The organism is Micromonospora sp. NPDC047730 (assembly GCF_043204765.1).
In the GTDB taxonomy this organism is placed as follows: Bacteria; Actinomycetota; Actinomycetes; order Mycobacteriales; family Micromonosporaceae; genus Micromonospora.
The window spans coordinates 443,798-467,149 of the sequence record NZ_JBIDCU010000001.1 but is presented as its reverse complement, the minus strand read 5'-3'; the positions used below and the strand labels follow the sequence as shown (position 1 = coordinate 467,149).

General features: G+C 75.5%; 24 protein-coding genes. 11 read left to right on the top strand and 13 right to left on the bottom strand.

The annotated features are described in order from the left end of the window. Nucleotides 1–113 precede the first annotated feature (113 nt). On the top strand, nt 114–938 hold the full coding sequence (locus tag ACGF5G_RS02285; protein WP_393258189.1) for an SDR family NAD(P)-dependent oxidoreductase: 825 nt from the start codon (nt 114–116) through the stop codon (nt 936–938). Between the two features lie 40 nt (nt 939–978). Beyond that, nucleotides 979–1,731, top strand: a complete 753-nt coding sequence (locus ACGF5G_RS02280; protein WP_393258186.1) for a GNAT family N-acetyltransferase — start codon at nt 979–981, stop codon at nt 1,729–1,731. A gap of 28 nt (nt 1,732–1,759) precedes the next feature. Here ACGF5G_RS02280 and ACGF5G_RS02275 read toward each other — a convergent pair whose 3' ends face one another. Continuing rightward, on the bottom strand, nt 1,760–3,961 hold the full coding sequence (locus tag ACGF5G_RS02275; protein ID WP_393258183.1) for an APC family permease: 2,202 nt from the start codon (nt 3,959–3,961) through the stop codon (nt 1,760–1,762). A 137-nt stretch (nt 3,962–4,098) separates the two neighbouring features. Then, nucleotides 4,099–5,058 (bottom strand): DMT family transporter, encoded by a 960-nt coding sequence (locus ACGF5G_RS02270; RefSeq protein WP_393258180.1) that lies wholly within the window; start codon nt 5,056–5,058, stop codon nt 4,099–4,101. 105 nt (nt 5,059–5,163) lie between these two features. Between ACGF5G_RS02270 and ACGF5G_RS02265 the strand changes: the two genes are divergently transcribed. Then, a complete protein-coding gene (locus tag ACGF5G_RS02265; RefSeq protein WP_393258177.1) occupies nt 5,164–5,946 on the top strand; it encodes an HAD family hydrolase in 783 nt (260 codons plus the stop codon). Between the two features lie 40 nt (nt 5,947–5,986). On the opposite strand, the gene ACGF5G_RS02260 is transcribed toward ACGF5G_RS02265, so the two are convergent. Then, a complete protein-coding gene (locus ACGF5G_RS02260) occupies nt 5,987–6,496 on the bottom strand; it encodes a hypothetical protein (protein WP_393258174.1) in 510 nt (169 codons plus the stop codon). A gap of 92 nt (nt 6,497–6,588) precedes the next feature. Then, the gene (locus ACGF5G_RS02255) at nt 6,589–7,458 is read right to left on the bottom strand and encodes a PhzF family phenazine biosynthesis protein (protein ID WP_393258171.1); all 870 of its coding nucleotides are present in this window, start codon (nt 7,456–7,458) and stop codon (nt 6,589–6,591) included. A gap of 33 nt (nt 7,459–7,491) precedes the next feature. Between ACGF5G_RS02255 and ACGF5G_RS02250 the strand changes: the two genes are divergently transcribed. The 3 genes from ACGF5G_RS02250 to ACGF5G_RS02240 all read left to right on the top strand — a co-directional run bounded on the left by ACGF5G_RS02250 (nt 7,492) and on the right by ACGF5G_RS02240 (nt 10,690). Next, on the top strand, nt 7,492–8,775 hold the full coding sequence (locus ACGF5G_RS02250) for a magnesium transporter MgtE N-terminal domain-containing protein (RefSeq protein WP_350701507.1): 1,284 nt from the start codon (nt 7,492–7,494) through the stop codon (nt 8,773–8,775). After that, entirely contained in the window at nt 8,768–9,385 is a 618-nt protein-coding gene (locus ACGF5G_RS02245; RefSeq protein WP_393258168.1) for a DUF1003 domain-containing protein, read from the top strand. Before ACGF5G_RS02250 ends, ACGF5G_RS02245 begins: the two co-directional genes overlap by 8 nt. A gap of 156 nt (nt 9,386–9,541) precedes the next feature. After that, a complete protein-coding gene (locus ACGF5G_RS02240) occupies nt 9,542–10,690 on the top strand; it encodes an Mrp/NBP35 family ATP-binding protein (protein WP_393258165.1) in 1,149 nt (382 codons plus the stop codon). 213 nt (nt 10,691–10,903) lie between these two features. Here the strand turns inward: ACGF5G_RS02240 and ACGF5G_RS02235 are convergent, their stop codons facing one another. Then, nucleotides 10,904–11,326: a preprotein translocase subunit TatB gene (locus ACGF5G_RS02235; RefSeq protein ID WP_393258163.1), complete on the bottom strand. Its 423-nt coding sequence runs from the start codon at nt 11,324–11,326 to the stop codon at nt 10,904–10,906. Nucleotides 11,327–11,401: 75 nt separating this feature from the next. After that, the gene (locus ACGF5G_RS02230) at nt 11,402–12,727 is read right to left on the bottom strand and encodes a S1C family serine protease (RefSeq protein WP_393258160.1); all 1,326 of its coding nucleotides are present in this window, start codon (nt 12,725–12,727) and stop codon (nt 11,402–11,404) included. Between the two features lie 298 nt (nt 12,728–13,025). Between ACGF5G_RS02230 and ACGF5G_RS02225 the strand changes: the two genes are divergently transcribed. Continuing rightward, nucleotides 13,026–13,613 carry an O-methyltransferase gene (locus ACGF5G_RS02225; protein ID WP_357693991.1) on the top strand — a complete coding sequence of 196 codons (588 nt, stop codon included), beginning with the start codon at nt 13,026–13,028 and terminating at the stop codon, nt 13,611–13,613. Nucleotides 13,614–13,652: 39 nt separating this feature from the next. On the opposite strand, the gene ACGF5G_RS02220 is transcribed toward ACGF5G_RS02225, so the two are convergent. Further along, nucleotides 13,653–15,125 (bottom strand): leucyl aminopeptidase family protein, encoded by a 1,473-nt coding sequence (locus ACGF5G_RS02220; protein WP_393258157.1) that lies wholly within the window; start codon nt 15,123–15,125, stop codon nt 13,653–13,655. Nucleotides 15,126–15,254: 129 nt separating this feature from the next. Further along, nucleotides 15,255–15,422 carry a DUF3117 domain-containing protein gene (locus ACGF5G_RS02215; RefSeq protein ID WP_007455245.1) on the bottom strand — a complete coding sequence of 56 codons (168 nt, stop codon included), beginning with the start codon at nt 15,420–15,422 and terminating at the stop codon, nt 15,255–15,257. Between the two features lie 190 nt (nt 15,423–15,612). On the opposite strand from ACGF5G_RS02215, the gene ACGF5G_RS02210 reads away from it, so the two are divergent. Both ACGF5G_RS02210 and ACGF5G_RS02205 read left to right on the top strand, forming a co-directional pair. After that, nucleotides 15,613–16,437 (top strand): PaaX family transcriptional regulator C-terminal domain-containing protein, encoded by an 825-nt coding sequence (locus ACGF5G_RS02210; RefSeq protein WP_393258155.1) that lies wholly within the window; start codon nt 15,613–15,615, stop codon nt 16,435–16,437. Continuing rightward, nucleotides 16,434–17,225, top strand: coding sequence for an enoyl-CoA hydratase-related protein (locus ACGF5G_RS02205; protein ID WP_357693983.1), 792 nt, complete (start codon nt 16,434–16,436; stop codon nt 17,223–17,225). Before ACGF5G_RS02210 ends, ACGF5G_RS02205 begins: the two co-directional genes overlap by 4 nt. Before the next feature lie 104 nt (nt 17,226–17,329). Here ACGF5G_RS02205 and ACGF5G_RS02200 read toward each other — a convergent pair whose 3' ends face one another. The 4 genes from ACGF5G_RS02200 to ACGF5G_RS02185 all read right to left on the bottom strand — a co-directional run bounded on the left by ACGF5G_RS02200 (nt 17,330) and on the right by ACGF5G_RS02185 (nt 20,024). Further along, nucleotides 17,330–17,953, bottom strand: a complete 624-nt coding sequence (locus ACGF5G_RS02200) for a hypothetical protein (RefSeq protein ID WP_393258152.1) — start codon at nt 17,951–17,953, stop codon at nt 17,330–17,332. Between the two features lie 13 nt (nt 17,954–17,966). Beyond that, entirely contained in the window at nt 17,967–18,548 is a 582-nt protein-coding gene (locus ACGF5G_RS02195; RefSeq protein ID WP_393258149.1) for a DNA-3-methyladenine glycosylase I, read from the bottom strand. 175 nt (nt 18,549–18,723) lie between these two features. Next, nucleotides 18,724–19,221: an SRPBCC family protein gene (locus ACGF5G_RS02190; RefSeq protein WP_357693976.1), complete on the bottom strand. Its 498-nt coding sequence runs from the start codon at nt 19,219–19,221 to the stop codon at nt 18,724–18,726. Then, the gene (locus ACGF5G_RS02185; protein ID WP_393258147.1) at nt 19,218–20,024 is read right to left on the bottom strand and encodes a DivIVA domain-containing protein; all 807 of its coding nucleotides are present in this window, start codon (nt 20,022–20,024) and stop codon (nt 19,218–19,220) included. Before ACGF5G_RS02185 ends, ACGF5G_RS02190 begins: the two co-directional genes overlap by 4 nt. Nucleotides 20,025–20,238: 214 nt before the next feature. Here ACGF5G_RS02185 and folP point away from each other — a divergent pair, with 214 nt between their 5' ends. Then, a complete protein-coding gene (gene folP, locus ACGF5G_RS02180) occupies nt 20,239–21,108 on the top strand; it encodes a dihydropteroate synthase (RefSeq protein WP_393258144.1) in 870 nt (289 codons plus the stop codon). A gap of 89 nt (nt 21,109–21,197) precedes the next feature. Here folP and ndhC read toward each other — a convergent pair whose 3' ends face one another. Continuing rightward, nucleotides 21,198–21,575 carry an NADH-quinone oxidoreductase subunit A gene (ndhC, locus tag ACGF5G_RS02175; protein ID WP_350678128.1) on the bottom strand — a complete coding sequence of 126 codons (378 nt, stop codon included), beginning with the start codon at nt 21,573–21,575 and terminating at the stop codon, nt 21,198–21,200. A gap of 124 nt (nt 21,576–21,699) precedes the next feature. On the opposite strand from ndhC, the gene ACGF5G_RS02170 reads away from it, so the two are divergent. Continuing rightward, nucleotides 21,700–23,112: a hypothetical protein gene (locus tag ACGF5G_RS02170; protein WP_393258141.1), complete on the top strand. Its 1,413-nt coding sequence runs from the start codon at nt 21,700–21,702 to the stop codon at nt 23,110–23,112. Nucleotides 23,113–23,352 lie beyond the last annotated feature (240 nt).

Here is a 23,352-nt window from a genome sequence, read left to right as displayed (position 1 = left end):
AGCGTGCGGCGGGCACGCCGACGCCACCTGACGAGAAAGGCGAGAACTTAACGATCCCAAAGGGCTTTGTGACGCCACGGTAACCTCGTGCCGTGACCGGGGTGAATGGACCTGTGGAAGATTTCACTGGGCGTCGGCTGGTGGTGGTGACCGGGGCCAGCTCGGGCATCGGGCTGGCGGCCGCCGTCGACCTGGCGCGCCGCGGTGACCAGGTGGTACTGGTCGGCCGGGACCCGGCCCGGCTCCAGGCCGCGGCGGAGCAGGTGCGCGAGGCGTCCGGCGAGCGGCCCGAGCTGTTCCGGGCCGACTTCGCGGTGCTGGACGACGTCCGCCGGCTGGCGGAGAAGCTGCGGGCCGCGTACGACCGGATCGACGTGCTGGCCAACAACGCCGGCGCGATCGTCCTCCAGCCGCTCACCACCGTCGACGGTTTCGAGCTGACGGTCCAGGCCAACCACCTGGCCCCGTTCCTGCTCACCAACCTCCTGCGGGACCGGATCGGCCGGATGGTGGTGACCGCCTCCGCCGCGCACCGCAGCGGCGCGCTCGACCCGGACGACCTGAACGCCCCGCTGCGCCGCTACCGGCCGATGCAGGCGTACGGGACCAGCAAGCAGGCGAACATCCTCTTCACGGCCGAGGCGGCCCGGCGCTGGCCCGAGATCCCGGCGTACTGCCTCCACCCCGGGGTGGTGCGCACCCGGTTCGCCAACGACAGCCGGCTGGTCGCCCTGGGCATGCGGCTGCTGCCGTTCCGCAGCCCCGAGAAGGGGGCCGAGACGCTGGTCTGGCTCGCCAACCAGGATCCGTCCCGGCTGCGTACCGGCGGCTACTACGCCGACCGGCAGCCGCGCCGGCCGCTGCGCAAGGCGGCCGACCCGCAGCTCGCCGCCCGGCTCTGGGCGACCAGCGCCGAGGCGGTCGGCGTCGCGGGATAGCGGTGTCGCCCGTGGCCGCCCCGCTGCCATACTCCGCCGCATGACGACGGGGAACGACACCGCCGCGCGCGACGCCACGGCCGGCGGCGGCAACGGCGACACGCTACGGGTGCTCGGCGCGGACGAGGAGTTGGCGGCCCGGCTCGACGCCGAGCTGACCGCCTTCAACAACCGGGCGACCGGCGCGGCCGACGAGGCCGACCTCTCCGTCCGGGTCACCGACGCCGCCGGCGAACTCGTCGCCGGGCTGACCGGCTGGACCTGGGGCGACTGCGCCGGCATCAACATGGTGTGGGTGCGCGAGGACCGGCGGGCCGAGGGCTGGGGCGGCCGGCTGTTGCGCGCCGCCGAGGAGGAGGCTCGCCGGCGCGGCTGCACCCAGATGTCGGTCGCCTCGTTCTCGTTCCAGGCGCCGGAGTTCTACCGTCGCAACGGCTATCTCGACACCGGGCGTCGGGAGGGCATCCCGGGCGGCCACGTCGACCACCACTTCTGGAAGTCGCTGGTCACCGATCCGGCTGCGGCGTTGCGCCTGGTCGCCCTGGTGGAGTTGCCCGAGGTGGAGGGCGGCCGGCGGTACGAGGACACGGTGCTGGGCCTGCTCGGGCGGCACGGCGGGCGGTTGGAGCGCCGGCTGCGGACCGGCGACGGGCACACCGAGGTGCACCTGATCCGGTTCGACACCCGCGACGGCTACGACGCCTTCCTGGCCGATTCGGAGCGGGTGGCCCTGCGGGCCGCGCTGGGCGACGCCGCCCCGGCCGCCCGGGTGCTGGAGGTCCACGAGGTCTGACGGCCGCCGCCACCGGCCGGCGAGGAACCTACTCGTCCGGGTGCACCGGCAGGCTGGTGACCACCACCCCGGGCAGCCGGCGCAGCGCCGCGCGGAGCCGCTGCTCGGTGCGGCTGTGCAGCAGCCGGTGCCAGCGGCTGCGCACCACCACCTCCGGCACGACGACGGTCAGCACCAGGTCGGCGCGGGAGGCGTGCAGCGCCTCCAGGTAGTGCGCGAGCGGCCCGATCACCGCCCGGTACGGGGACACGATCGTCTCCAGCCGCAGGTGGTCGCCCCATGCCTGCCACTGCTCCCGGAACCGGTCCGCCTCCGGCTCCTCGGGGGCGATGTGCACGGCCAGCGTCGGCTGCCCGAGCGAGGCCGCGTACGCCAGGGCCCGCAGCGAGGACCGGTTGAGCCGGGCGACCGGCACCACCACGAGGTGGCGTACCTGCTCGGGTAGTTCCTCGTCCTCGGGCGCGGCGGGCCCGGCGGTGGGCGGCCGCGCCGGCACCACCGGCGGCCCGGGCACCGGGCCGGCCGGCGGCGGGTGCAGCGCGAGGGAGCGGTGCAGCGTCCGGTAGTGCCGCTGGATGGCCCGGAACAGCAGGATCAGCAGCGGCACGGCGACGACCACCACCCACGCGCCCTCGGTGAACTTGGCGACCGCCGCGGTGACCAGGACCAGCCCCGAGAAGACGGCGCCCACCGCGTTGATCGTCGCGCGGCGTCGCCAGCCGGACCCGCGCCGGCGGCGCCAGTGCACCACCATCCCCGTCTGGGACAGGGTGAAGGCCAGGAACACCCCGACCGCGTAGAGCGGGATCAGCGCCTCGGTGCGCCCCCGGAAGGCCACCAGGATCACCGCTGCCGCGGCGGTCAGCGCGACCAGCCCGTTGCTGAAGGCGAGCCGATCCCCCATGTGCAGGAACCGGCGCGGCGCGTGGCCGTCCCGGGCCATGAAGAACAGCAGGCGGGGAAAGTCGTTGAAGGCGGTGTTCGCGGCCAACAGCAGGATCATCGCCGTCGCGGCCTGGAGCAGCCCGTACCAGGGACCGCTGGGGAACGTGACCCGGGCCAACTGGGAGAGCATCGACTGCTCGGCGGTGGGCACCAGCCCGGACAGGTGGATCAGCCCGATGAGTCCGAGGAAGAACAGCACCAGCATCGCGACCATCCAGGTGAGCGTGGTGCGCGCGTTGCGCCACTCCGGCGGCCGGAACGCGGGCACCGCGTTCGAGACCGCCTCGATGCCCGTCATCGACACCGCGCCGGAGGAGAACGCGCGGAGCACCAGCAGCAGCCCCAGCCCCTCGACGGCCGGCACCGGCGGCGGGTCGACCGGGACGAACCCCCGCTCGGCCACCCGGAACCAGCCGACCGCGAGCAGCGCCAGCAGCGCGACCACGAAGGCGTACGTGGGCAGCACGAAGAGGTTGCCGGCGGTGCGGACGCCGCGCAGGTTGCCCGCGAGCAGCACGCCGACCACGGCCAGCCCGAGGGGCACCGTCCAGCCGGTCAGCCCCGGGACCGCCGAGGTGACCGCCTTGACGCCGGCGGAGACGGACACCGCCACGGTCAGCACGTAGTCCATCATCAGACCCGCCGCCGCGGCCAGGCCCGCCCCCGCGCCCAGGTTGTCGCCGGCCACGATGTACGAGCCGGCCCCGTGCGGGTAGGCGGCCACGGTCTGCCGGTAGGAGACGCCGACCGCGACCATGAGCAGCGCCAGCCCGGCGGCCAGCGGCAGGGACAGCCCGAGCGCGCCGCTGCCGGCGAGCAGCAGCACGGCCAGCATCGCCTCCGGCCCGTACGCCACCGAGCTGAGCAGGTCGGAGGAGAGCACCGGCAGGGCGACCAGCTTGCGCATCCGCTCGTAGAGCACGGCGGCGCTGCTCAGCGGCGGCCCGAACAGCACCCGCCGCAACCGGGTGCCCGCCCGGCCGAAACGGGTGCCGGGCAGGTTTGCCGGCTCGGCGGCGACCAGTTCGTCCGGCTCCCCGACCCGGAACATCGCGATCGGGGCGAGCCGGCCGAACCGGGTCGGGGCCGGCTGGCCGGGATGACGGCGCAGCGTCGGATCGACGGGCAGGATGTCCCCGCCGGGCGGTCGGCCCGGCCGGGCGGCCCGCCAGCGGTCGCCGATCCGGCGCAGCGCCCGCAGCTCGTCCGGGTCGAGTGGCGGGAACTCGGCCGACGGCGTGACGACCGTGCCACGATCGCCCTCGCCGCCGTCCCGCTTCGCCATCCGCCGTCCCGTCCCGTGTCTTCCCTCCCCCGCACTCTCACGGACGCGGCCGTCTCCGGCGGGCGGAACGGCGGTTCTCGCGGCAAAGAGTGTTGGCGGCCGGCCGACCGTGCCCGGGGCCACGGTGTGGCGGGGGGTCAGTCGCGCAGCGGGCCCACGTCGGCCGGGACGGCGGTGGACGCCGGGACCCGGCGGGCGGCGCGGGCGCCCCCGAGCACCACCACCGCGACGCCGGCCAGCAGCAGCGCCAGCCCGGACAGGGCGGTGGCCCGGGGCAGCTGCCCCAGCCAGGCCCAGCCGATCAGGGCCGCGCCCGGGGCCTCCAGCAGGACCAGCACGCTGATCGTGGTCGCCGAGACCCGGCGCAGCGCGTAGTTGAACATCGAGTGCCCGAGCAGTTGGGCGCCGGCCACCAGGGCCAGCACGGCGGCCCAGGTGCCGGTGTCGAAGCCGGTCAGCGGCACCCCGCCGACCAGGCAGACCACCAGCAGGAGCAGCGCGCAGACCCCGTAGCAGATGGTGGTGTACGTGGTCGTGCTGATCGTCGTGCGGGCCCGCTCGCCGAACGCGGTGTAGACCGCCGCGAACATCCCGCCGACCACCGCCAGCAGGTCGCCCGCGAAGGCCCGACCCGAGACGCCGAAGTCGGCCCCGGTGGCGAGGGCCGCCCCGGCGACCGCCACCCCGATGCCGACCCACACCGCGACCGGCAGGCGGCGGCCCTGGCCGCGGGCGATCAGGCCCTGCCAGACCGGCTGGGTGGCGCCCAGTGCGGTCGCCGCGGCGACCGAGGTGAGCTGGGCGCTCGGCATCCAGGTGGCGAAGTGGGCGGCGAGGGCGACCCCGGACAGGACGCAGTAGAGGCCCTCGCGCCGCCCGGCGCCGACCGTCAGCGACCGGAACTCGGCGCGCCGCCGGCACAGCGCGTACGGGCCGAGCACGGCGACCGAGAGCGTGTTGCGCCAGAACGCGACGGCCAGGGCCGGTGCCGCCGCGAAGGCCACCAGCGGCGCGGACGACGAGACGGCGACGACGGCCAGGACGAGCGCCCCGGTGGTCACCGGGTCGAGCGTCGGGCGGAGCGGTGCGGTGGACACGGGGAGCAATCCTCACACGGCACGGGCCACCACGGACCGTCAACGCTCGGTTACGATCATGCCTGTCCGCGCCGGCGACCCCCTCGACCGCCCGGAGGCGCTCCCATGCCCACCTACCAGGCGGTGCTGTTCGACTTCTTCGGCACGCTGACCCGTTCCGTGCAGCGGGGCGCGGCGCACCGGTCGACCGCCGAGCTGCTCGGCTGCCCGCCCCGCACGCTCGTCGACGTGCTCGACCGCACCTTCTACGAGCGGGCCTGCGGCCGGTACGGCAACGCCGAGGCGACTCTGCGCTGGGTCTGCGAGCAGGCCGGCGTGCACCCCTCGGACGACGCGGTCCGGTCGGCGGTGGCCTCCCGCCACCGGGCCGTACGCGCCGACACGCGGCTGCGCGACGAGGCGGTGCCCACGCTGGCCGCGCTGCGCCGGCGCGGCCTGCGAACCGGGGTGATCAGCGACTGCACCCACGAGCTGCCGGCGTTCCTGCCGCAGTTGCCGGTCGCCCCGCTGCTCGACGTGCGGGTCTTCTCGGTGCAGGTCGGGCGTTGCAAGCCGGACCTGGCGCTCTACCAGGCGGCGTGCGGGCGGCTCGGCGTGGCCGCGGCGGACTGCCTCTACGTGGGCGACGGCGGCAGCCAGGAGCTGACCGGGGCGGAGCGGGCCGGCATGACCGCGGTGCGGCTGGCCGCGCCGGACCTGGCCGAGCACATGGTGTTCAACGCCGACGCGGCCTGGCGCGGGCCGGTGCTGCGCTCGCTCGACGAGGTGGTCGACCTGGTCGACCGGTCGCCGACGCCGGCGGGCACGCCGACCCCGGCGGCGGCACCCGTGCCGGCGGGGGCATCCGTGTCGACGGGGCCACCCGTGCCGGCGGGCTGCCTCTCCTGACCCGGCCGTGCCCGCGGCCCACGACGTGACCGGCCCGGTTTCAGCGGCGGCGGACCCGGTGCAGGCGGAACGGCTTGCGGATCGCCCGGACCACCGGCGCCTCCCGGGGCACCTCGGCCAGCGAGCCCGCGGGCAGCGCGGCGCCGGCGAGCGGCTCCCCGGCCGGGGCCAACCGATTCACCGCGCAGCCGTCGGCCGCCCAGCGGTCAACCAGCTCGGTGGTCGGCCCGGGCGCGTTGAGCCGCTTCGCGGCCACCAGCGGGGCCGTGCTCTCCCAGTGCTCGGTGCCCGGCACGAGGCGGCTCACCCGGGCCGGCCAGGTGACGATCCGCCCGCCGTGGTCGCCGCGCAGGGTGACCTGGGCGTCGGTGGCGTCGGCCAGCCCCGGCGCGGACTGCTCCCCCGGGCCGCTGACCACGAAGAGCGCCCCCTCCAGGGGGACGCACCAGAGAGCGAGCGCCGGCCCACCGGGCACGCTCACCCACGCCACGGCGGCCTTCTTCATCGCCTCGTCGACCAGCGGCGTGCTGGTCCGGTCCGCGTCGGTCACACCGGCATCCTCCCGCACCCGCCCCCGTCCCGTCAGCGCCGCCCGGCGTCCGGCCGCGTGGCCGGTGGCCGTGGCGGCACGGATCGCGCAGGTCAGCCGACGAACGGGGGGACCATGATCTCGCCCCGGGCCACCGGCATGACGTGGCCGGCCACGGTGGCGCCCACCGCCTGGCCGCCGGCGGCGGTCACCGTGCAGGCCAGCACGGACGGCCGGTTGATCTCGATGCCCTGGTGGACGGTGTACTCCGCGCGCCCGTCGGCGGGGAGCAGGCCGCTGGCGACCAGCCACACCCCGAGGCCCAGGGCGGCCGAGCCGGTGGCCGGGTCCTCCGGCACGCCCAGCCCGGGAACGAAGACCCGGGCGTGCGCGGTTTGCGCGGCGGCGTCCCAGGAGAAGACGCTGACGTGCTCCACTCCGTACCGCTGTGCCGCCGCCGCGTTCACCGTGGCGCGGGCCACCGCGTCCGGGCGGACCGGGAGGTACGGGAACTCCAGCCCGCAGCCGGCCACCCGGGGCGCCGGGCCGACGTGGTCGTCCGCCGTCAGGCCGGCCATCTCCAGCAGCGGCTCCGGGTCCAGCTCGGGGCCGAGGGTGGGGACGCCGCCGGTCAGCGTGGCCCCGGTCGCGGTCACCTCGATCGGAAGCACGCCCGCGCCGCACTCCTGGGTGACCTGCCCCGCCGGGAACAGTCCCCGGCGGCTGGCGGTCACCGCCGCGCCGACGCTGGGATGCCCGGCGAAGGGCAGTTCCTCGGCCGGGGTGAAGATGCGGGCCCGGTAGGTGGCGCCGACCTGAGTGGGCGGGAGCACGAACACCGTCTCGGAGAGGTTGAACTCACACGCGAGCGCCTGCATCTGCTCGGTGGCCAGCGCTTCGGCGCCGAACACCACGGCCAGCGGGTTGCCGGCGAACGGGCGGTCGGTGAAGACGTCCACGATCTCGTAGGCCAAGGTCGACATGTTGATAAACACTAGGCGCTTAGGCTGGTGCCCGTGAGCACGCCGACCCGGATCTACATCGCCCGGCTCGCCGGGGTCGCCGTCTTCGACCCCAACGGTGACCAGGTGGGCCGGGTCCGCGACGCGGTGGCCCGGCTGCGGCCGACGCAGCGCCCACCGGAGGTGGTCGGGCTGGTCGCCGAGATGCCGATGCGGCGGCGCATCTTCCTCTCCATCAACCGGATCACCTCCATCGACGCCGACGCGGTCGTGCTCGGCAGCGGCACGCTCAACCTGCGGCGCTTCGAGAAGCGCCCGAACGAGCTGCTCGTGCTCCAGGAGCTGCTCGACCGGCGGGTGCAGGTCGAGCCGGGCGGGCAGCCGGGCTCGGTGGTCGACGTGGCGATGGAGTGCAGCCGGGGCGGCGAGTGGTCGCTGACCCGGGTGGCCGTACGCGAGCAGACGGGCCGGCTGAGCCGCCGGGGTCACCTGCACCAGGTCGAGTGGGAGCGGGTACGCGGGCTCAGCGGCATCGCCGACAGCCGGGGCACCGCCAACCTGCTCGCGGTGCTGGAGGACATGCGCCCGGCCGACCTCGCCAACGCCCTCCAGGACCTGCCCGACGCCCGGCGCAACGAGGTCGCCGCCGCACTCGACGACGAGCGCCTGGCGGACGTGCTGAGCGAGCTGCCGGAGCACGACCAGGTGGAGATCCTGGCCGCGCTGGACCGGGAGCGGGCCGCGGACGTCCTGGAGGAGATGGACCCCGACGACGCGGCCGACCTGCTCAGCGAGCTGCCGCCCCCGGAGCAGGACGTGCTGCTCGACCTGATGCAGCCGGACGAGGCCGACCCGGTGCGTCAGCTGCTCAAGTACACGCCCGGCACGGCGGGCAGCGTGATGACCTCCGAGCCGGTGATCCTGCCGCCCGACGCCACGGTCGCCGAGGCCCTGGCCCGGATCCGGGAGCCGCAGCTGTCGCCCGCGATCGCCGCGCAGGTCTTCGTGTCCCGGGCGCCGATGACCACCCCGACCGGCCGCTACCTCGGCATGGTGCACTTCCAGCGGCTGCTCCGCGAACCGCCGGCCGACCTGCTCGGCGGGGTGGTGGTCAACGACATCGACCCGCTGCGGGCCACCACCCCGCTGCCGGAGATCACCCGCCGGATGGCCACGTACGACCTGGTGGCCATGCCGGTGGTCGACCGCAACAACCGGCTGGTGGGCGCGGTCACGGTCGACGACGTGCTGGACCACCTGCTCCCCCGGGACTGGCGGGACCGGGACGCCGCCGCGAGCCCGGCCGCCACCGAGCCGGTGGGCGGCGCGGATGGCTGACCAGCGACGGGCGCCGCGGCTCGACCAGCCACGCGAGCCCCGGGGCGTCAAGCTGCCCCGGTTCGACCCGGAGGCGTTCGGGCGGTGGTCGGAGGGCATCGCCCGGGGCATGGGGACGGCGAACTTCATCGTCTACATGACGGTCGTGATCGCGCTCTGGTTCGGCTGGAACACCCTGGCCCCGGCGCACCTGCGTTTCGACCCGTACACCTTCACGTTCCTGACCCTGGTGCTGTCCCTCCAGGCCAGCTACGCGGCCCCGCTGATCCTGCTGGCGCAGAACCGCCAGGCGGACCGGGACCGGGTGGCGCTGGAGGAGGACCGCCGGCGGGCGACCATGCAGAAGGCCGACACGGAGTACCTGGCGCGGGAGATCGCCGCGCTGCGCAACGCGATGGGCGAGGTGGCGACCCGGGACTTCCTCCGCTCGGAGCTGGCCCGGCTGGCCGAGGAGCTGGACGAGGCGAGCCAGCGCCGGCAGCGGTTGGAGCGCCGCCACCAGGAGCGGTCCACGCAGCTCGAGCAGGGCGGGGGCGGGCTCGACGAGCCCCGCGACGACCTGGACGGCGACTGGGCCCGGGACGGCCGGCCGGAGGCCCGGGACGCGTGAGACGCCGCCCGCCCCGGGGGGCCGGGCGGGCGGCGTTCGCGTTGATCGTCCCTTTTCGCGCCGTGGGCGGTCCACCCCCAACCGCCGTCATCGATTCGCTCACACCGGGCCCCGCTGGCGGCGGCGCGGGGTCACCCCCGACGTAGCATTGCGGGCATGTCAGCACCCGTCAGCACCGTCTCCGACGCGATCCAGGCCGCGCTGGCCACCGTCAACGACCCGGAGATCCGCCGGCCCATCACCGAGCTGGGCATGGTCCGCTCCGCCGAGGTCGGCGACGACGGCGTCGTACGGGTCGAGCTGCTGCTCACCGTCGCCGGCTGCCCGCTGAAGGACAAGCTGCGCGCGGACATCACGGCGGCGGTCGGCGCGGTGCCCGGGGTGACCGGCGTGGAGATCGAGTTCGGTGTGATGAGCCCCGAGCAGCGCCAGGAGCTCCAGGCGAAGCTGCGTGGCGGCGGCGCCTCCCAGGAACCGGTCATCCCGTTCGCCCAGCCGGGCTCCCGCACCCGGGTGTACGCGGTCGCCAGCGGCAAGGGCGGCGTCGGCAAGTCCAGCGTGACGGTCAACCTGGCCGCGGCGCTGGCCGCCCGCGGGCTCTCCGTCGGCGTGGTCGACGCGGACATCTACGGCCACTCGGTGCCCCGGATGCTCGGCGCGGACGGCCGCCCGACCCGCGTCGAGGACATGATCATGCCGCCGCAGTCGCACGGCGTGAAGGTCATCTCGATCGGCATGTTCACCGCCGGCAACGCCGCCGTGGTGTGGCGCGGCCCGATGCTGCACCGGGCGTTGCAGCAGTTCCTCGCCGACGTCTACTGGGGCGACCTGGACGTGCTCCTGCTCGACCTGCCCCCGGGCACCGGCGACGTGGCCATCTCGCTGGCCCAGCTGCTGCCCAACTCCGAGATCCTGGTCGTCACGACGCCGCAGACCGCCGCCGCCGAGGTGGCGGAGCGGGCCGGCGCGATCGCCCTGCAGACGCACCAGCGCGTCGTCGGCGTCATCGAGAACATGTCCTGGCTGGAGCTGCCGGACGGCTCGCGGATGGAGGTCTTCGGCGCGGGCGGCGGCCAGACGGTCGCCGAGTCGCTGACGAAGACCATCGGCGCGCAGGTGCCGCTGCTCGGGCAGGTGCCGCTCGACACCCGGGTCCGCGAGGCCGGTGACGAGGGCACGCCGATCGTGCTGGCCGAGCCGGAGTCGCCGGCCGCGAAGGCGCTGGGCCAGGTCGCCGACCGGCTCGCCCTGCGGCGGGAGTCGCTGCTCGGCAAGCCGCTGGGTCTCAAGCCCGCCGGCCGCTGATCCGCCCGCCGGCCCCGCCGGCGCTGTCGCCACCCGACCGGGGCGGCGTTCCCCCGGAGCGCCGCCCCGTCGCCGTTCCCACGAGGCGTACGGCGTGGCACCGGCCCGGCGACCCGCGGGCGTCGGGCCGGTCCGCCGGGCCCGGCACCCCGTCGCAACGATGCCCGGGCAGGTCGGGGGCGCTGGTCAGGCCGAAGCGGTGGGCGCGGGGTCTCAGGTGGCGTCGTCGTAGCTGACGCGGGGGGCGGGGGCCGGCGCGCCGCCGGTGGTGGTGCTCGGGCGGGTGCCCTTCGACCGCAGGTCCGCTGCGGAGGCGACGTCCTTCAGCTCGTTGTGCACGCCGGTGACGTCCGCGCGCAGGTTGTCGTAGACGCCCTGCAGCGGCTTCCGGATCGCCTGCTCGTCCTCCTCGCTGAGCAGGTGCTTGCGGATGAACGCCTTGGGGTGCAGATCCTCCAGCTGGATGTCGGTGCCCAACTCCCGGCTGAGGTCCGTGGTGGCACTGTGGGCCATTTTGCGCAGGTTGCGCACCATCCGCAGGCCGTCACTGATCACGGCGGGCAGCCGGTCGCCGAAGATCAGCAGCGCCAGGAGCAGCAGCCCACCGATCTCCCACCAGTTCAGGTTGTCGAACACTGCACGGGCCTCCTCTCCGCGTCAGCAGCAAGACTACGCACGTCGGACGCCGCGCGGGGAGGGGGTGACCGGCTGCTACTTGGCGTCTGCGGCCAGCGTCACTGAGGCGTTCTGCCGGTCGGAGCCCCGGCGGTACTCCACCGTCACCACCGAACCCGGCGCGAACTTCCGCACCAGGGCGATCAGGTCGGTCGGCTCGGTCATCGGCCGCCCGGCGAGCTTGAGGATCACGTCGCCGGCCCTCAGCCCCGCGCCGGCCGCCGGCCCGGACGGCTCGACGGCCGCGAGGCGTACGCCAGCCCCGCCGGCGCCCGCGCCCTGCCCGCCCACCTGGGCGCCGATGACCGTCCGCCGGGCCTTGCCGGTGCCGATGATGTCCTGGGTGACCCGCTTGGCCTGGTTGATCGGGATGGCGAAGGCGAGGCCGATGTTGCCCGCCTCCTGCCCGTCCGAGACCAGCGACTTGATCGTCGAGTTGACGCCGATCACCCGGCCGGCCCCGTCGACCAACGGGCCGCCGGAGTTGCCGTGGTTGACCGCCGCGTCGGTCTGGATCGCCGCGTAGTAACGCGTGGGGCCGCCCGGCTCGCCGGCCTGCATCGTCCGGTCCAGCGCGCTGACGATGCCGGCGGTGACCGTGTTGGCCAGCGAGAGCGGCGACCCGATGGCCAGCACCGGGTCGCCCACGGCCAGCGCGTCCGAGTCGCCGAACTCGACCGGGCGCAGGCCCGCCCGGGAGACCTTGATCACCGCGATGTCGGACTCCGGGTCCTGCCCGACCACGGTGGCCGGGGCCGAGCTGCCGTCGTTGAAGATCACCGACGCCTTGCCGCCGGTCGCTCCCGCCACCACGTGATCGTTGGTGATCACGTGCCCGTCGGCGCTGGCGACGAAGCCGGAGCCCTCGCTGGTGCCGCCGAGGCTGGCCACCCGGACGGTCACCACGCTGGGCAGCACCCGCTCGGCGACCCCGGCGAGCGACTCGGGCCGGCGCTGGGCCAGGCCGGGGGCCTGGGGGTCGGCGCCGAGCACCGGCCCGCCCCCGGCGCCGCCGCGCACCGCGAAGGCGTACCCGAGGGCGCCGCCGAGGCTGCCCGCGAGCAGCGCGGTGATCAGCGGGATGAGCAGGAGCTGGCGCAGCGTCGGCCGGCCCGGTGCGTCCGGGTCGCTGACCGGCTCGGGCTCGGTGCCGGGGCTCGGGGCGGCCGGCAGCACCACGGCGGCCGGCGCGGCCGGGTCGCGCCACGGGTCGGCGAGCGCGTCGGACCACCACGGCGATGTCGTGCCGCCCGCGGCGCCCTGGAGCGCCGGTGGCGGCCCCGCCGGCGGGTACCCGGGCCCCGGCGGTCGCGCCGGTGCCGGAGTCCCCCCGGGCTGGCGCCAGTCCCAGCCGTCGGTCACGTCGGTGCCTCCCAGTCCTTCCCCGGATCCCGCGCGCCACGGAACCGGCGAGGGGGCCGCCCGGTCGCGATCGACGGAATACCGCTTCCAGGATTACACGGATGCCACGGACTCAGTCACCGGTTGCCGGCCGTGATCGTCGGGTGGCGGACGCGCGGCTGCGTCCGTTCGACGTCGCCTCTAGGCTCACAGTGCCCACCCGCCCCGCACCACTCGCGCCGCCCGGAGGTGTCCCATCGCCACGGTCGCCGGTTCCGGCAGTTCGACGACCCAGGCCCTGCAGTTCGCCGAGTCCTACGTGACCGAGGACCTCGTACTGCGCACCGCCCGCAGCCTGGCCCGGGAGGTCGGCCTCGACGCGGTCACCCCCGGCGCCGGCGCGGCGCTGCGGCTGCTCGCCGCCGCCGGCAGCGCCCGCGCCGTGGTGGAGATCGGCACCGGCACCGGGGTCAGCGGGGTCTGGCTGCTGCGCGGCATGCGCGCCGACGGCGTACTCACCACCATCGACGTGGAGGTGGAGCACCAGCGCATCGCCCGCCGGATCTTCGCCGAGGCGGGCTTCGCCGCCGGCCGGACCAGGATCATCACCGGCCGGGCGCTGGACGTGCTCCCCCGCCTCGCCGACGGCGCGTACGACCTGGTCTTCGTGGACGCCGAGTCGACCGGGTTCGCCGCCTGCGTGGACGCGGCGCTGCGGCTGCTGCGGCCCGGCGGCGTGCTGGCGCTCAACGGCATGCTGGCCGACGGCCGGATCGCCGACCCCGCCGCCCGGGACGTCGAGACGGTCACCATCCGCGAGACGATCAAGGCGGTCCGGGAGTCGGAACACTGGACCCCGGCGCTGCTGCCGGTCGGCCACGGGCTGCTCGCCGCCGTCAAGTGCTGACGCCGGCGCCGGCCCGCCGGGGCCGGCGCCGCCCGGCGGTCAGCCCAGCGTCCCCAGCCAGCGCAGCAGCGAGCGTACGCCCCAGCCGGTCGCGCCCTTGGTCAGCTCGGCGTCGTCGCCCTCGGCCCACGACGGCGCGGACATGTCCACGTGCAGCCACCGGTCGCGCAGCTCGCCGGTGAACTCCCGCAGGTAGAGGGCGGCCATCACCGAGCCCGCGCCCCGGTCCGGCGAACTGTGCAGGTCGGCCAGATCGCTGCCGAGGTGCTCGGTGTAGTCGGCGGGCAGCGGCATCCGCCAGGCCGCCTCGCCGGCGGCCCCGATCGCGGCCAGCACGTCGGCGGCGAGCCCGTCGTTCTCGCTGTAGAGCGCGCCCATCCGCTTGCCCAGCGCGACCGCGTTCGCCCCGGTCAGCGTGGCGAGGTCCACCAGCAGGTCGGGCTTGAGCTCGGCGACGGCGTAGGCGAGCGCGTCGGCGAGGACCAGCCGCCCCTCGGCGTCGGAGTTGGTGGTCTCGCTGGTCGTGCCGCCGTAGTGGCGGACGATGTCGCCGGGGCGGAACGCCGAGCCGCTGAGCATGTTCTCCGCCAGCGGCGCGAGCGTGGTGACCCGGACGGGCAGGCGCAACGCCGCCGCGCCGAGGGTGGCCGCGACCACCGCCGCCGCACCGGCCATGTCCTTGCGCATCAGCTTCATCGCCGGCACCGGCTTGATCGAGATGCCGCCGGTGTCGAAGGTGATCCCCTTGCCCACCAGCACCACGTGCGTACGCGCGCCGGCCGGTCGCCAGTCCAGCTCGACCAGGCGCGGGGCGCTGGCCGAGCCGCCGCCGACCGCGAGGATCCCGCCGAAGCCCTCCGCCGACAGCTCCTCCGGGCCGCGTACCCGCAGGTGCAGGTCCGGCACGTCGACCTCGGCCGCGGCGAGCGCGACCTGGCCGGCGAACCACTCCGGGTTCTTGACCGACGACGGGGTGTTGGTGAGGTCGCGGGCGAACCTGGTCATCCGGGCGGTCGTGCCGGCAGCCGCCACGGCCCGCGCGTGCGCGTCCGGGTCGGCCACCACGACGTCGACCCCGGCCAGCGCCGCGGCGGCGCCCGCCTCGGTCAGCCGGAACCGGTACGACGCCAGCAGCAGCCCCTCGACGAGCCCGCGTACGGCCGCCGGGGTGGCCCCGGCCGGCATGACCAGAGTGACGCGCGTCTCATCCCTGGCGGCCCGGGCGAGCGCCGCGCCGGCCGTCCGCCATTCCGCCTCGTCGCCCTCGCCGATCCCGAGCAGCAGCAGGCGGCCGGGGTCGCGCCCGGGCCGGAGGTGCGCCTGGACCTCGCCGGGCCGCCCGGTCGCGCGCGCGGCCGGGACCAGGGCGGCGGTCTCCTCGGCCACGCCGTCGGGCAGCGCCACGTCGGTCGGGACCGGCCGGGCCGGGGCGTCGTCGGCCGCGGCGGGCCGCACGGGCAGCACGAGGACGTCGGGCCGTTGCGGCTCGACGAGCAGACGAATGGCGAGCACGCGGAGCCGTACCTCCAGGAAAGCTCGCGGAGCCGGGCTCCGCGGGGAATGAAGACCCTGAGCCACCGGCAGGGCCGGTGGCTCAGGGGTTGACGAAACGCCCGCGCGGGCGCGCGGACCGCTCCTCGGTCAGCCGGCAGCCGCCTTGAGCGCGTCACCGAGCGCGTTGGCCTCGTCGGGAGTCATCTCGACGACGAGCCGGCCACCGCCCTCCAGCGGGACCCGCATGACGATGCCCCGGCCCTCCTTGGTGACTTCCAGCGGACCGTCGCCCGTCCGCGGCTTCATCGCCGCCATGTTGTCTCCCCTCAGACCTACACCAGGGTCGGTGGGTTGCCCCACAGCCACTTCGTCTTGACCACCCGCAACGTACGCGGGGGTGTCGACCAACGATTTTCCCTGATGAACACCGCCGGACCCAAACCGAAGCAGCATTGATGTAACAGCATCTAGCTTATCCTGAGAAGGCCTGTCACAATGTGCGGTCATGCAGGCACGGTCGGCACTCTTCGACCTGTACGGCGACCACCTCCGGGCGAGGGGCGGCCGGGCACCCGTCGCCGCCCTGGTCAAGCTGCTGGCGCCGCTCGGGATCGCCCCGCCCGCCGTGCGTACGGCGGTCTCCCGGATGGTCCGCCAGGGGTGGCTGGACCCGTGCCGGCTCACCTCCGGCCCGGGATATTCGATCACACCGAAAGCCGCCCGCCGACTGGACGAGGCAGCCGCCCGGATCTACCGGACCGGCCGGATCACCTGGGACGGCCGGTTCGACCTGCTGGTGCTGGAGGCACCCGCCGCGCGGCGGGAACGCCAACGCCTCGCCGCCAACCTGACCTTCCTCGGCTACGGGGCCCTGGACGACTGCACCTGGGTGGCCACCCGCCCCGGCGAGGACGTGGACGTGCTGCTCGACGAGGCGGGCGTGCGCTACGAACGGTTCACCGCCGCGCACACCTCCGGCACCCCCGGCGCGATGGGCGTCGTGCGCCGCGCCTGGAACCTGACCGAGATCGGCCAGGCGTACGAGCAGTTCGTCGCCGAGCAGCGGCCGCTGTTGGCCGGCGTCACCGTACGCAGCCAGGACGAGGAGGCGTACGCCGCCCGGTTCCGGCTCGTGCACGCGTGGCGTACCTTCCTCTTCCGGGACCCGCAGCTGCCGCCGGCGCTGCTGCCCGAACGCTGGCCCGGCACCGCCGCGGCCAGTTTCTTCGACCGGCACGCGGCCCGGCTGCGGCCGGCCGCCGACCGGTACGTCGAGCAGTGCCTCGACGCCGGCAACCGCCTCGCCCGACAGAAGGGTCGTGAGACGTGACCGAGCCCCTGCTCGTCGACCGCACCGACGCCGTCGTCACCCTGACGCTGAACCGCCCGACGGCGATGAACGCGCTCGACGTGGCGCTCAAGGAAGCGCTGCGGGACACCCTGGCGGAGCTGGAGACCGACCGCTCCTGCCGGGCCGTGGTGCTCGCCGGTGCGGGCCAGTCGTTCAGCGCCGGCCAGGACCTGCGCGAGCACGTGCAGACGCTGGAGTCCAACGACGGCGACCCGCTGCACACCGTCCGGGCGCACTACAACCCGATCGCCGCCCGGCTGGCCAACCTGCCGAAGCCGGTGGTCGCGGCGGTGCGGGGGATGGCCGCCGGGGCGGGCGCCTCGCTCGCCTTCCTGGCCGACATCCGCATCGGCGGGCCGTCGACCAGCTTCCTGATGGCCTTCGCCAGGGTCGGACTCGCCGCCGACACCGGCGCCTCCTGGACGCTGCCCAGGCTGGTCGGCCACGCCAAGGCGGTCGAGCTGCTGATGCTGGCCGAGCCGGTGCACGCGGCGGAGGCCTGTCAGCTCGGGCTGCTCAACCGCCTGGTGGTGGACGACGAGCAGGTGCTGCCGACCGCACAGGAGCTGGCCGCCCGGCTGGCCGCCGGCCCGACCGTCGCGTACGGGGCGATCAAGCGGCAGCTCTCCATCGCCGACGCGGGCACCCTCGCCGACGCCCTCGCCGCCGAGGCGCAGGCGCAGGCGATCTGCGGGGGCACCGTCGACCACCAGGCCGCCACCGTCGCCTTCGTCAACAAGCAGAAGCCGGTCTTCGAGGGCCGCTGACGCCTCCGGCTCCGCCCGGGCGTCGCGTCGCGACCGCCCGGGTGGCCCGGCATCGGCGCAACCGCCCCGGCCCGGCGCCGTCGCGGTGACGTCGCCCGGTCAGGTCAGTCGTCCTCCTCCGGATCCTGGTTGGCCTCCGCGCCGAGCACGAACGCCTGCATGGCCAGCTCGTCGCCGGAGGGAGAGACGAAGGCGGGCAGCTCACGCGGCCCCAGCTCCTGCACGTACGCCCAGAACAGCCGGACCGCCTCGGCGGGCGAGGCGGCCTCGATCGGCAGGTCGAGGCTGACCAGCCAGGAACGCCGCTGCGGCGGCGGGCCGAGCTTGTCGGCCAACTCCCGGAACACCGTCGGGTCGAGCGCGGTCAGGGGCCCGTCGAGCGCCACCGCCTCGGCCGGCACCGGCTCGTCGAAGGCCCGCCGGGTGTACGCCACCACCAGCGGCGCCTCGCCCCGGTCGGAGAGCGGATCCTCCGGGTCCTCCCGCTCCTGGCCGCTGGCCGCGGCGACCCGACCCAGCGCCACCAGCCGGGGCGGCTCGTCGGCCAGCACCGCCACCCGGTCGCCGGGGCGGGGCCGGTCGGCGTCGGCCAGGCCGGTCAGTTCGAGCGTGTCGTGGTGGACGAGCCGCTCGGCCTCGTAGCGCCCGCCGGGCAGCAGCACGGCCCAGGCTCCCGTGCCGTCGGCGTGGGCCGCCCCGTCCACCCGGTGCGCGGTGTCGGTCGTCATGGCCTCCATCCCATCACGCCGCCCGCGCCGCCACGACGTGGCAGCCCGCAAGGTGGTCGTCGACCATCCCGGTGGCCTGCATCAGCGCGTAGGCCGTGGTGGGGCCGACGAACCGGAAGCCGCGCTTTTTGAGCGCCTTGGCCATCGCGGTGGACTCGGTGGTCAGCGCGGGCACCTGCGCGAAGGACGTGGGCCGGGCCGGTCGGGGCGGTGGGGCGAAGGACCAGAGCAGCGCGGAGAGCCCCTCGGGCAACTCCAGCGCCGCCCGGGCGTTGGCGATCGCCGCCTCGATCTTGGCCCGGTTGCGGACGATGCCGGCGTCGGCGAGCAGCCGGGCCACGTCGGCCTCGCCGTAGCCGGCCACCGTCTCGATCCGGAACTCGTCGAAGGCCAGCCGGAACGCCGGGCGCTTGCGGAGGATGGTCAGCCAGGACAGCCCCGACTGGAACGCCTCCAGCGTGATCCGTTCGTAGAGCTCGTCGTCGCCGTGCAGGGGACGGCCCCACTCTGTGTCGTGGTAGGCGGCGTAGTCCGGGGTGCTGGTCCCCCAGCCGCAGCGCGGCAGCCCGTCGGCGCCGATCACCAGGTCAGTCACGCGTCCACGCTAGGGCACGGGCCCGACGGCCCCGTCGCCTGCGGCCCCCTTCCGGCGTCCGTCGCGCACCGCGGGGACGGCTCGGTCAGGCCGAGGTCAATGAGATCGGGGCGTCCCGGCCAGGTCGACGCCCCGACTGTCAGGGATGTCGAGTCGATCACGCAAACGCCGACGGTCAGGGCAGCCGGCCCTGCTCGACCAGCCGGCCGAACTTCTTCAGCGCCTGGGTCAGGCCGAACTTCGAGCCGGGCCACAGCACCGGCCAGGTCACCCGGCCGGCCGGGCCGCCGGGCAGGTGGAACCACTCGTGCCAGACCACCTGGGTGCGGTCCCGCGCCAGCGGTGTGCAGCGCAGCACGCCGGGGCCGCGCAGCAGCTTTCCGCAGTGCACCACGCGGACCTCGTAGGGCGCGTCCACCTGGACCACCCGCATCTCGTCGCGCAGCACGGCCGGGCCGAGCGCGGTGACCGCCTCGACGAGGCTGCCCTCGCCGCCGTCCCCCTCGACCACGCGGACGGTGGTGAACGGGATCCAGTCCGATTGCCGCTCCCAGGCCGTCAGCGCCGCGAAGACCCGCTCCGCCGGCGCGTCGACGATCACCGTGGCGGTGACCTCGCCCGCGCCGGGCTGTGCCGCCTCGCGCAGGTTGTCGCCGCCCACGGGCCCGGTCACGCCGACTCCGACCGGACCACCGGCCCCTGCCGCCCGGCGTCGCCTGCCGGCGCCGTCGACTCGTCGTCGCCCGAAGGTGCCGTCACCCGGTCGTCGCCCGACGGTGACATCGCCCGGTCGTCGCCGCCGGTCAGGTCCTCGCGCCGGGACTCACGTGGTTCTTCCCCGGCGGCGACGCGGCCGGTCCGGTCCCCGGTGCCGTCGCCGCCCGCCGGGGCGGCGGGTGCGTCGTCGGGGCGCCCGGTGGAGTCGGCGCCCGGAGCCGACGCCGCCCACCCGGTCGACCCGGCCGGCGGCGCGTCACCCGTCGCCGGGGCGGTGCCCGGGTCTACGAACGCGGGGATCGGCTCGACGACCAGGTCCCGGTTCCCGGCGGCGTCCGGCCGGTCGGCCCCGACCGGCACCGCCCCCCGTGCCTGCGGCGACGCCTCGGCGGCGGTCGTCCCGGCCGCCTGCTCCCGGGCGCGGCGCAGGGCGTCGGCGTCCGCGGTCCGCCCCTCGCGCAGCGCGGCGACCTCCGCCTCCAGCACGCCGACGAGCTCGGACTTGTAGCCGATGTCGTAGGCCGCCCGGCGCATCGCCTGGTCGACCTGGTCCATCCGGTAGCCGCGCAGCGCCGTGTCGAACCGGACCTCACCCACGTCGGCCTCGCGGAGCGGGCGGGTGGCCGGCAGCGGCACGGCGCGCCCGTCCGGCTCGGCCGGCGTCAGGCCGGGATCCCGGCCGGTGACCAGCACGGTCACACCGAACACCACGGCCGCGACGGTCAGCGCGACGACAAGCAGGAGCAGAACCTGATCCATGCACAGATCGTGGCATGTCGAAGGGGCCGGAGCGACCCCACCACCCCACCGGCGCACCGGAACCGGGGCGCCGGCCCGGCGGGCGGCGGCGACGGGCGGAGCGAGCGCGACGACACGGCGACGACCGACCGGGCCCGGCGGCGGCGGACCGGATAGCGTCGTGATCGGCCGGCGACGGGGACGGGACGACGGCGCGGACCTTTCAGGAGGCGGTATGGCCGGGGCGCTTCGGCTCGGTGGGCGGACGTTCGGCCCGGGCGAGCTGGTGGTGATGGCGATCGTCAACCGGACGCCGGACTCGTTCTTCGACCGGGGCGCGACCTTCGCCCAGGACAGCGCGCTGCGCGCCGTGGAGCGGGCGGTCGAGGAGGGCGCCGAGATCATCGACATCGGCGGGGTCAAGGCCGGCCCGGGCGCCGAGGTCGACGTCGCCGAGGAGATCCGGCGCACGGTGGCGACCATAGCCGCCGTCCGGGCCGCCTTCCCCGACGTGGTGATCTCGATCGACACCTGGCGGGCCGAGGTCGCGGCGGAGGCGGTGGCCGCGGGCGCCGACCTGCTCAACGACACCTGGTCCGGCGCCGACCCGGTCCTGGCCCGGGTGGCGGCGGAGACCGGCGCCGGGCTGGTCTGCTCGCACGCCGGTGGTCTGGCGCCCCGGACCCGGCCGCACCGGGCGGCCTTCCCCGACGTGGTCGCCGACGTGGTCGCGACGGTGACCGGGCTCGCCGAGCGCGCGGTCGGGCTGGGCGTACGGGCCGACGGGATCCTGATCGACCCGGCGCACGACTTCGGCAAGAACACCCGTCACTCGCTGGAGATCACCCGCCGGCTCGACGAGCTCACCGACACCGGCTGGCCGCTGCTGGTCGCCCTGTCGAACAAGGACTTCGTCGGCGAGACGCTGGACCTCCCGGTGGCCGAGCGGCTGGAGGGGACGCTGGCGGCCACCGCCGTCTCCGCCTGGCTGGGCGCCCGGGTGTTCCGGGCGCACCAGGTCCGCCCCACCCGCCGGGTGCTCGACATGGTCGCGTCGATCCGCGGTGACCGCCCGCCCGCGGCGACCCGGCGCGGCCTGGCCTGACCACGACGACCTCGCGCGGCCCGACCCGACCACGGCGGCCGGCGCGGGCGGTGGGAGCCGGACGATCGCCGGCGCCCGGGGGGGTCGGGTCAGGTCCAGCGCAGGATGTTCTTCCGCCAGGCGTAGAGGATGCCCAGCGCCAGCACCGCGACGAAGACCGCCATCTCCACGACCGTCACCATCCCGAACCCCGGCCGGTCGAAGACCACCGCCCAGGGGAAGAGGAACACGGACTCCACGGCGAACAACACGTAGAGATACGCGTACACGTAGTAACGGATCTGCATCTGCGCCCAGTCGGCACCGACCGGGTCGAGGCCGCACTCGTAGCTGGCCCGCTTGCCGTAGGGATCGGCTGGACGGGCAGGACGTAACACCCGATTGGCCGAGAACGCCGTAACGAAGAAGAGGACGCTGGCGAGCAGCAGGAGCCCGAGCGTCGCGTACGAGCCCAGGTAACCGGTCACGGTCGATCAGCCTACCGCCCCGCGCGGCCGGCCGAGCGTTACGGACTTGTTTCCGGGCGGGACTAGTGCCAGTGGACAACAGTTGCCGAACATTGGAACCCTCACTCATCGTCACGGAGGACAGATGGCCCGCGTGGACGTACGGCCCGGCCGACGGGCGGGTGACCGGCGTACCGTTCCCCTGCTGGCGATCTCCCTCGCGGTCGGGCTCACGGTCGCCGCGGTGCCGGGCTGGGCGGCTGCGGCCCCCACCGCCGCCCGGGTCGCCACCGCCGCCACGGACCCGGTCGGCGAGCCCGGCGCGGAGCCGTCGACGGCGGACCCGACGGAGACCGGACCGGTGCCCAGCGAGGCGCCGCCGACCACCTCTCCGCCGCCGGCGTCCACGCCGCCGGCCGGGACGAGCGAGCCGACCCCGACGACCACGGCCCCGGAGGGACCGGCGCCGACCACCGCCGCACCGACCCTCAGCGCGCCGCCGACGGCGCCGCCGGTGCCGCCGGTGCGCCCGAGCGCGCCCGGCCCGGGCAGCCCGGCGGCTCCCCCGGCCGCGGTCCGCGTCACCACCGGCGACATCACCCTGACCGCCGCCTACTGGAACGCGCCGAGCACCGTGACCACGCTGCGGGTGACCGTCACCAACACCGGGGCGGCGCCCGCCCGGATCCGGCTCGCCTACACGCTCCCGGCCGGGCTGACCGACGCCGGCACCCGGGGCTGCGCCCACGTCGGCGACGGGGCACACCGCTGCGGCGAGTGGACGAGCGCGCCGGGTGCCCGGTTCAGCACCCTGCTCCGCGTGCGCGTGGCCGGCGACGCCTGGCGGCAGATGCCCCTCAGCGGCTCCGTCCAGGTCACCGCGACCGCCCCCGGCGCGGAGCCGGCGCGCGACGACGAAGGCTTCGCCGTGCTCTTCCCGCCCGGCCCGCCGGTGCCCGGGATCAGGCTGGAGGCCGGCGAGGTCGCCTTCGACATCAGCGGCGGGGCGAGCAGGCTCGACGTACGCCTGGGCAACACCGGCCGGGTGGACGCCGACGGCCGGGTCGAGGTGGTCCTGCCGGCCGGGGTGACCGTGCCGGCGCCCCCGGCGGGCTGCACCGCCGCCGGCCCGACGCGGACCCGCTGCGACCTGGGCACCGTCCCCGCCGGCCGCGCCGCCCACCTGCGGCTGCCGGTGTCCGCGACGCCCGAGGCCCAGCGGACGGCCCCGCTGGCCGGCGCGGTGCGCGGCAAGCTCGACCCGCGCAGCGGCCGGGCCCGGCAGGTGCAGATGAGCTTCCGGATCACCGCTGCCGCCGCCCTGGCCACCCCGGTGGCCTCGCCGCCCGCCCCGACCGGGTCGCAGGGCGTGCTGGCCGCCGATTCCCCCGCCCTGCGCGCCGGCGGGGGCGGCTCGGTGCGGCAGACCGCGATCATCCTGATCGCCGTCTCCACGCTGCTGGTGGTGCTGGCCCTCACGCTGGCCACCACCTCCCTGCGGCGGCGGCTGGACGCCCCGGTGCCGGAGCCGACGACGGCGCCCGCGCCGACGGACTGACCCGGGGAAGCCGGCCGCCCGGCCCGGATCGACGGGTGCCCCGGTGATCTGGATTACGGCGGGCGGGCGGAAACACCGCAAACCGGTGTGGAACCCCGCCCGATCGCATCCCAGAGGGCGGCCTACGAGAAAGTTGGGAGGGCGATCCGACGTAGGCTCTCAGGTGAGGAACTACGGCGGACCGGGCCTGCCCCACGCGGGTCCGGTGCAGCGGTGCGTCAAGGAGGTCACGTGGCCGGG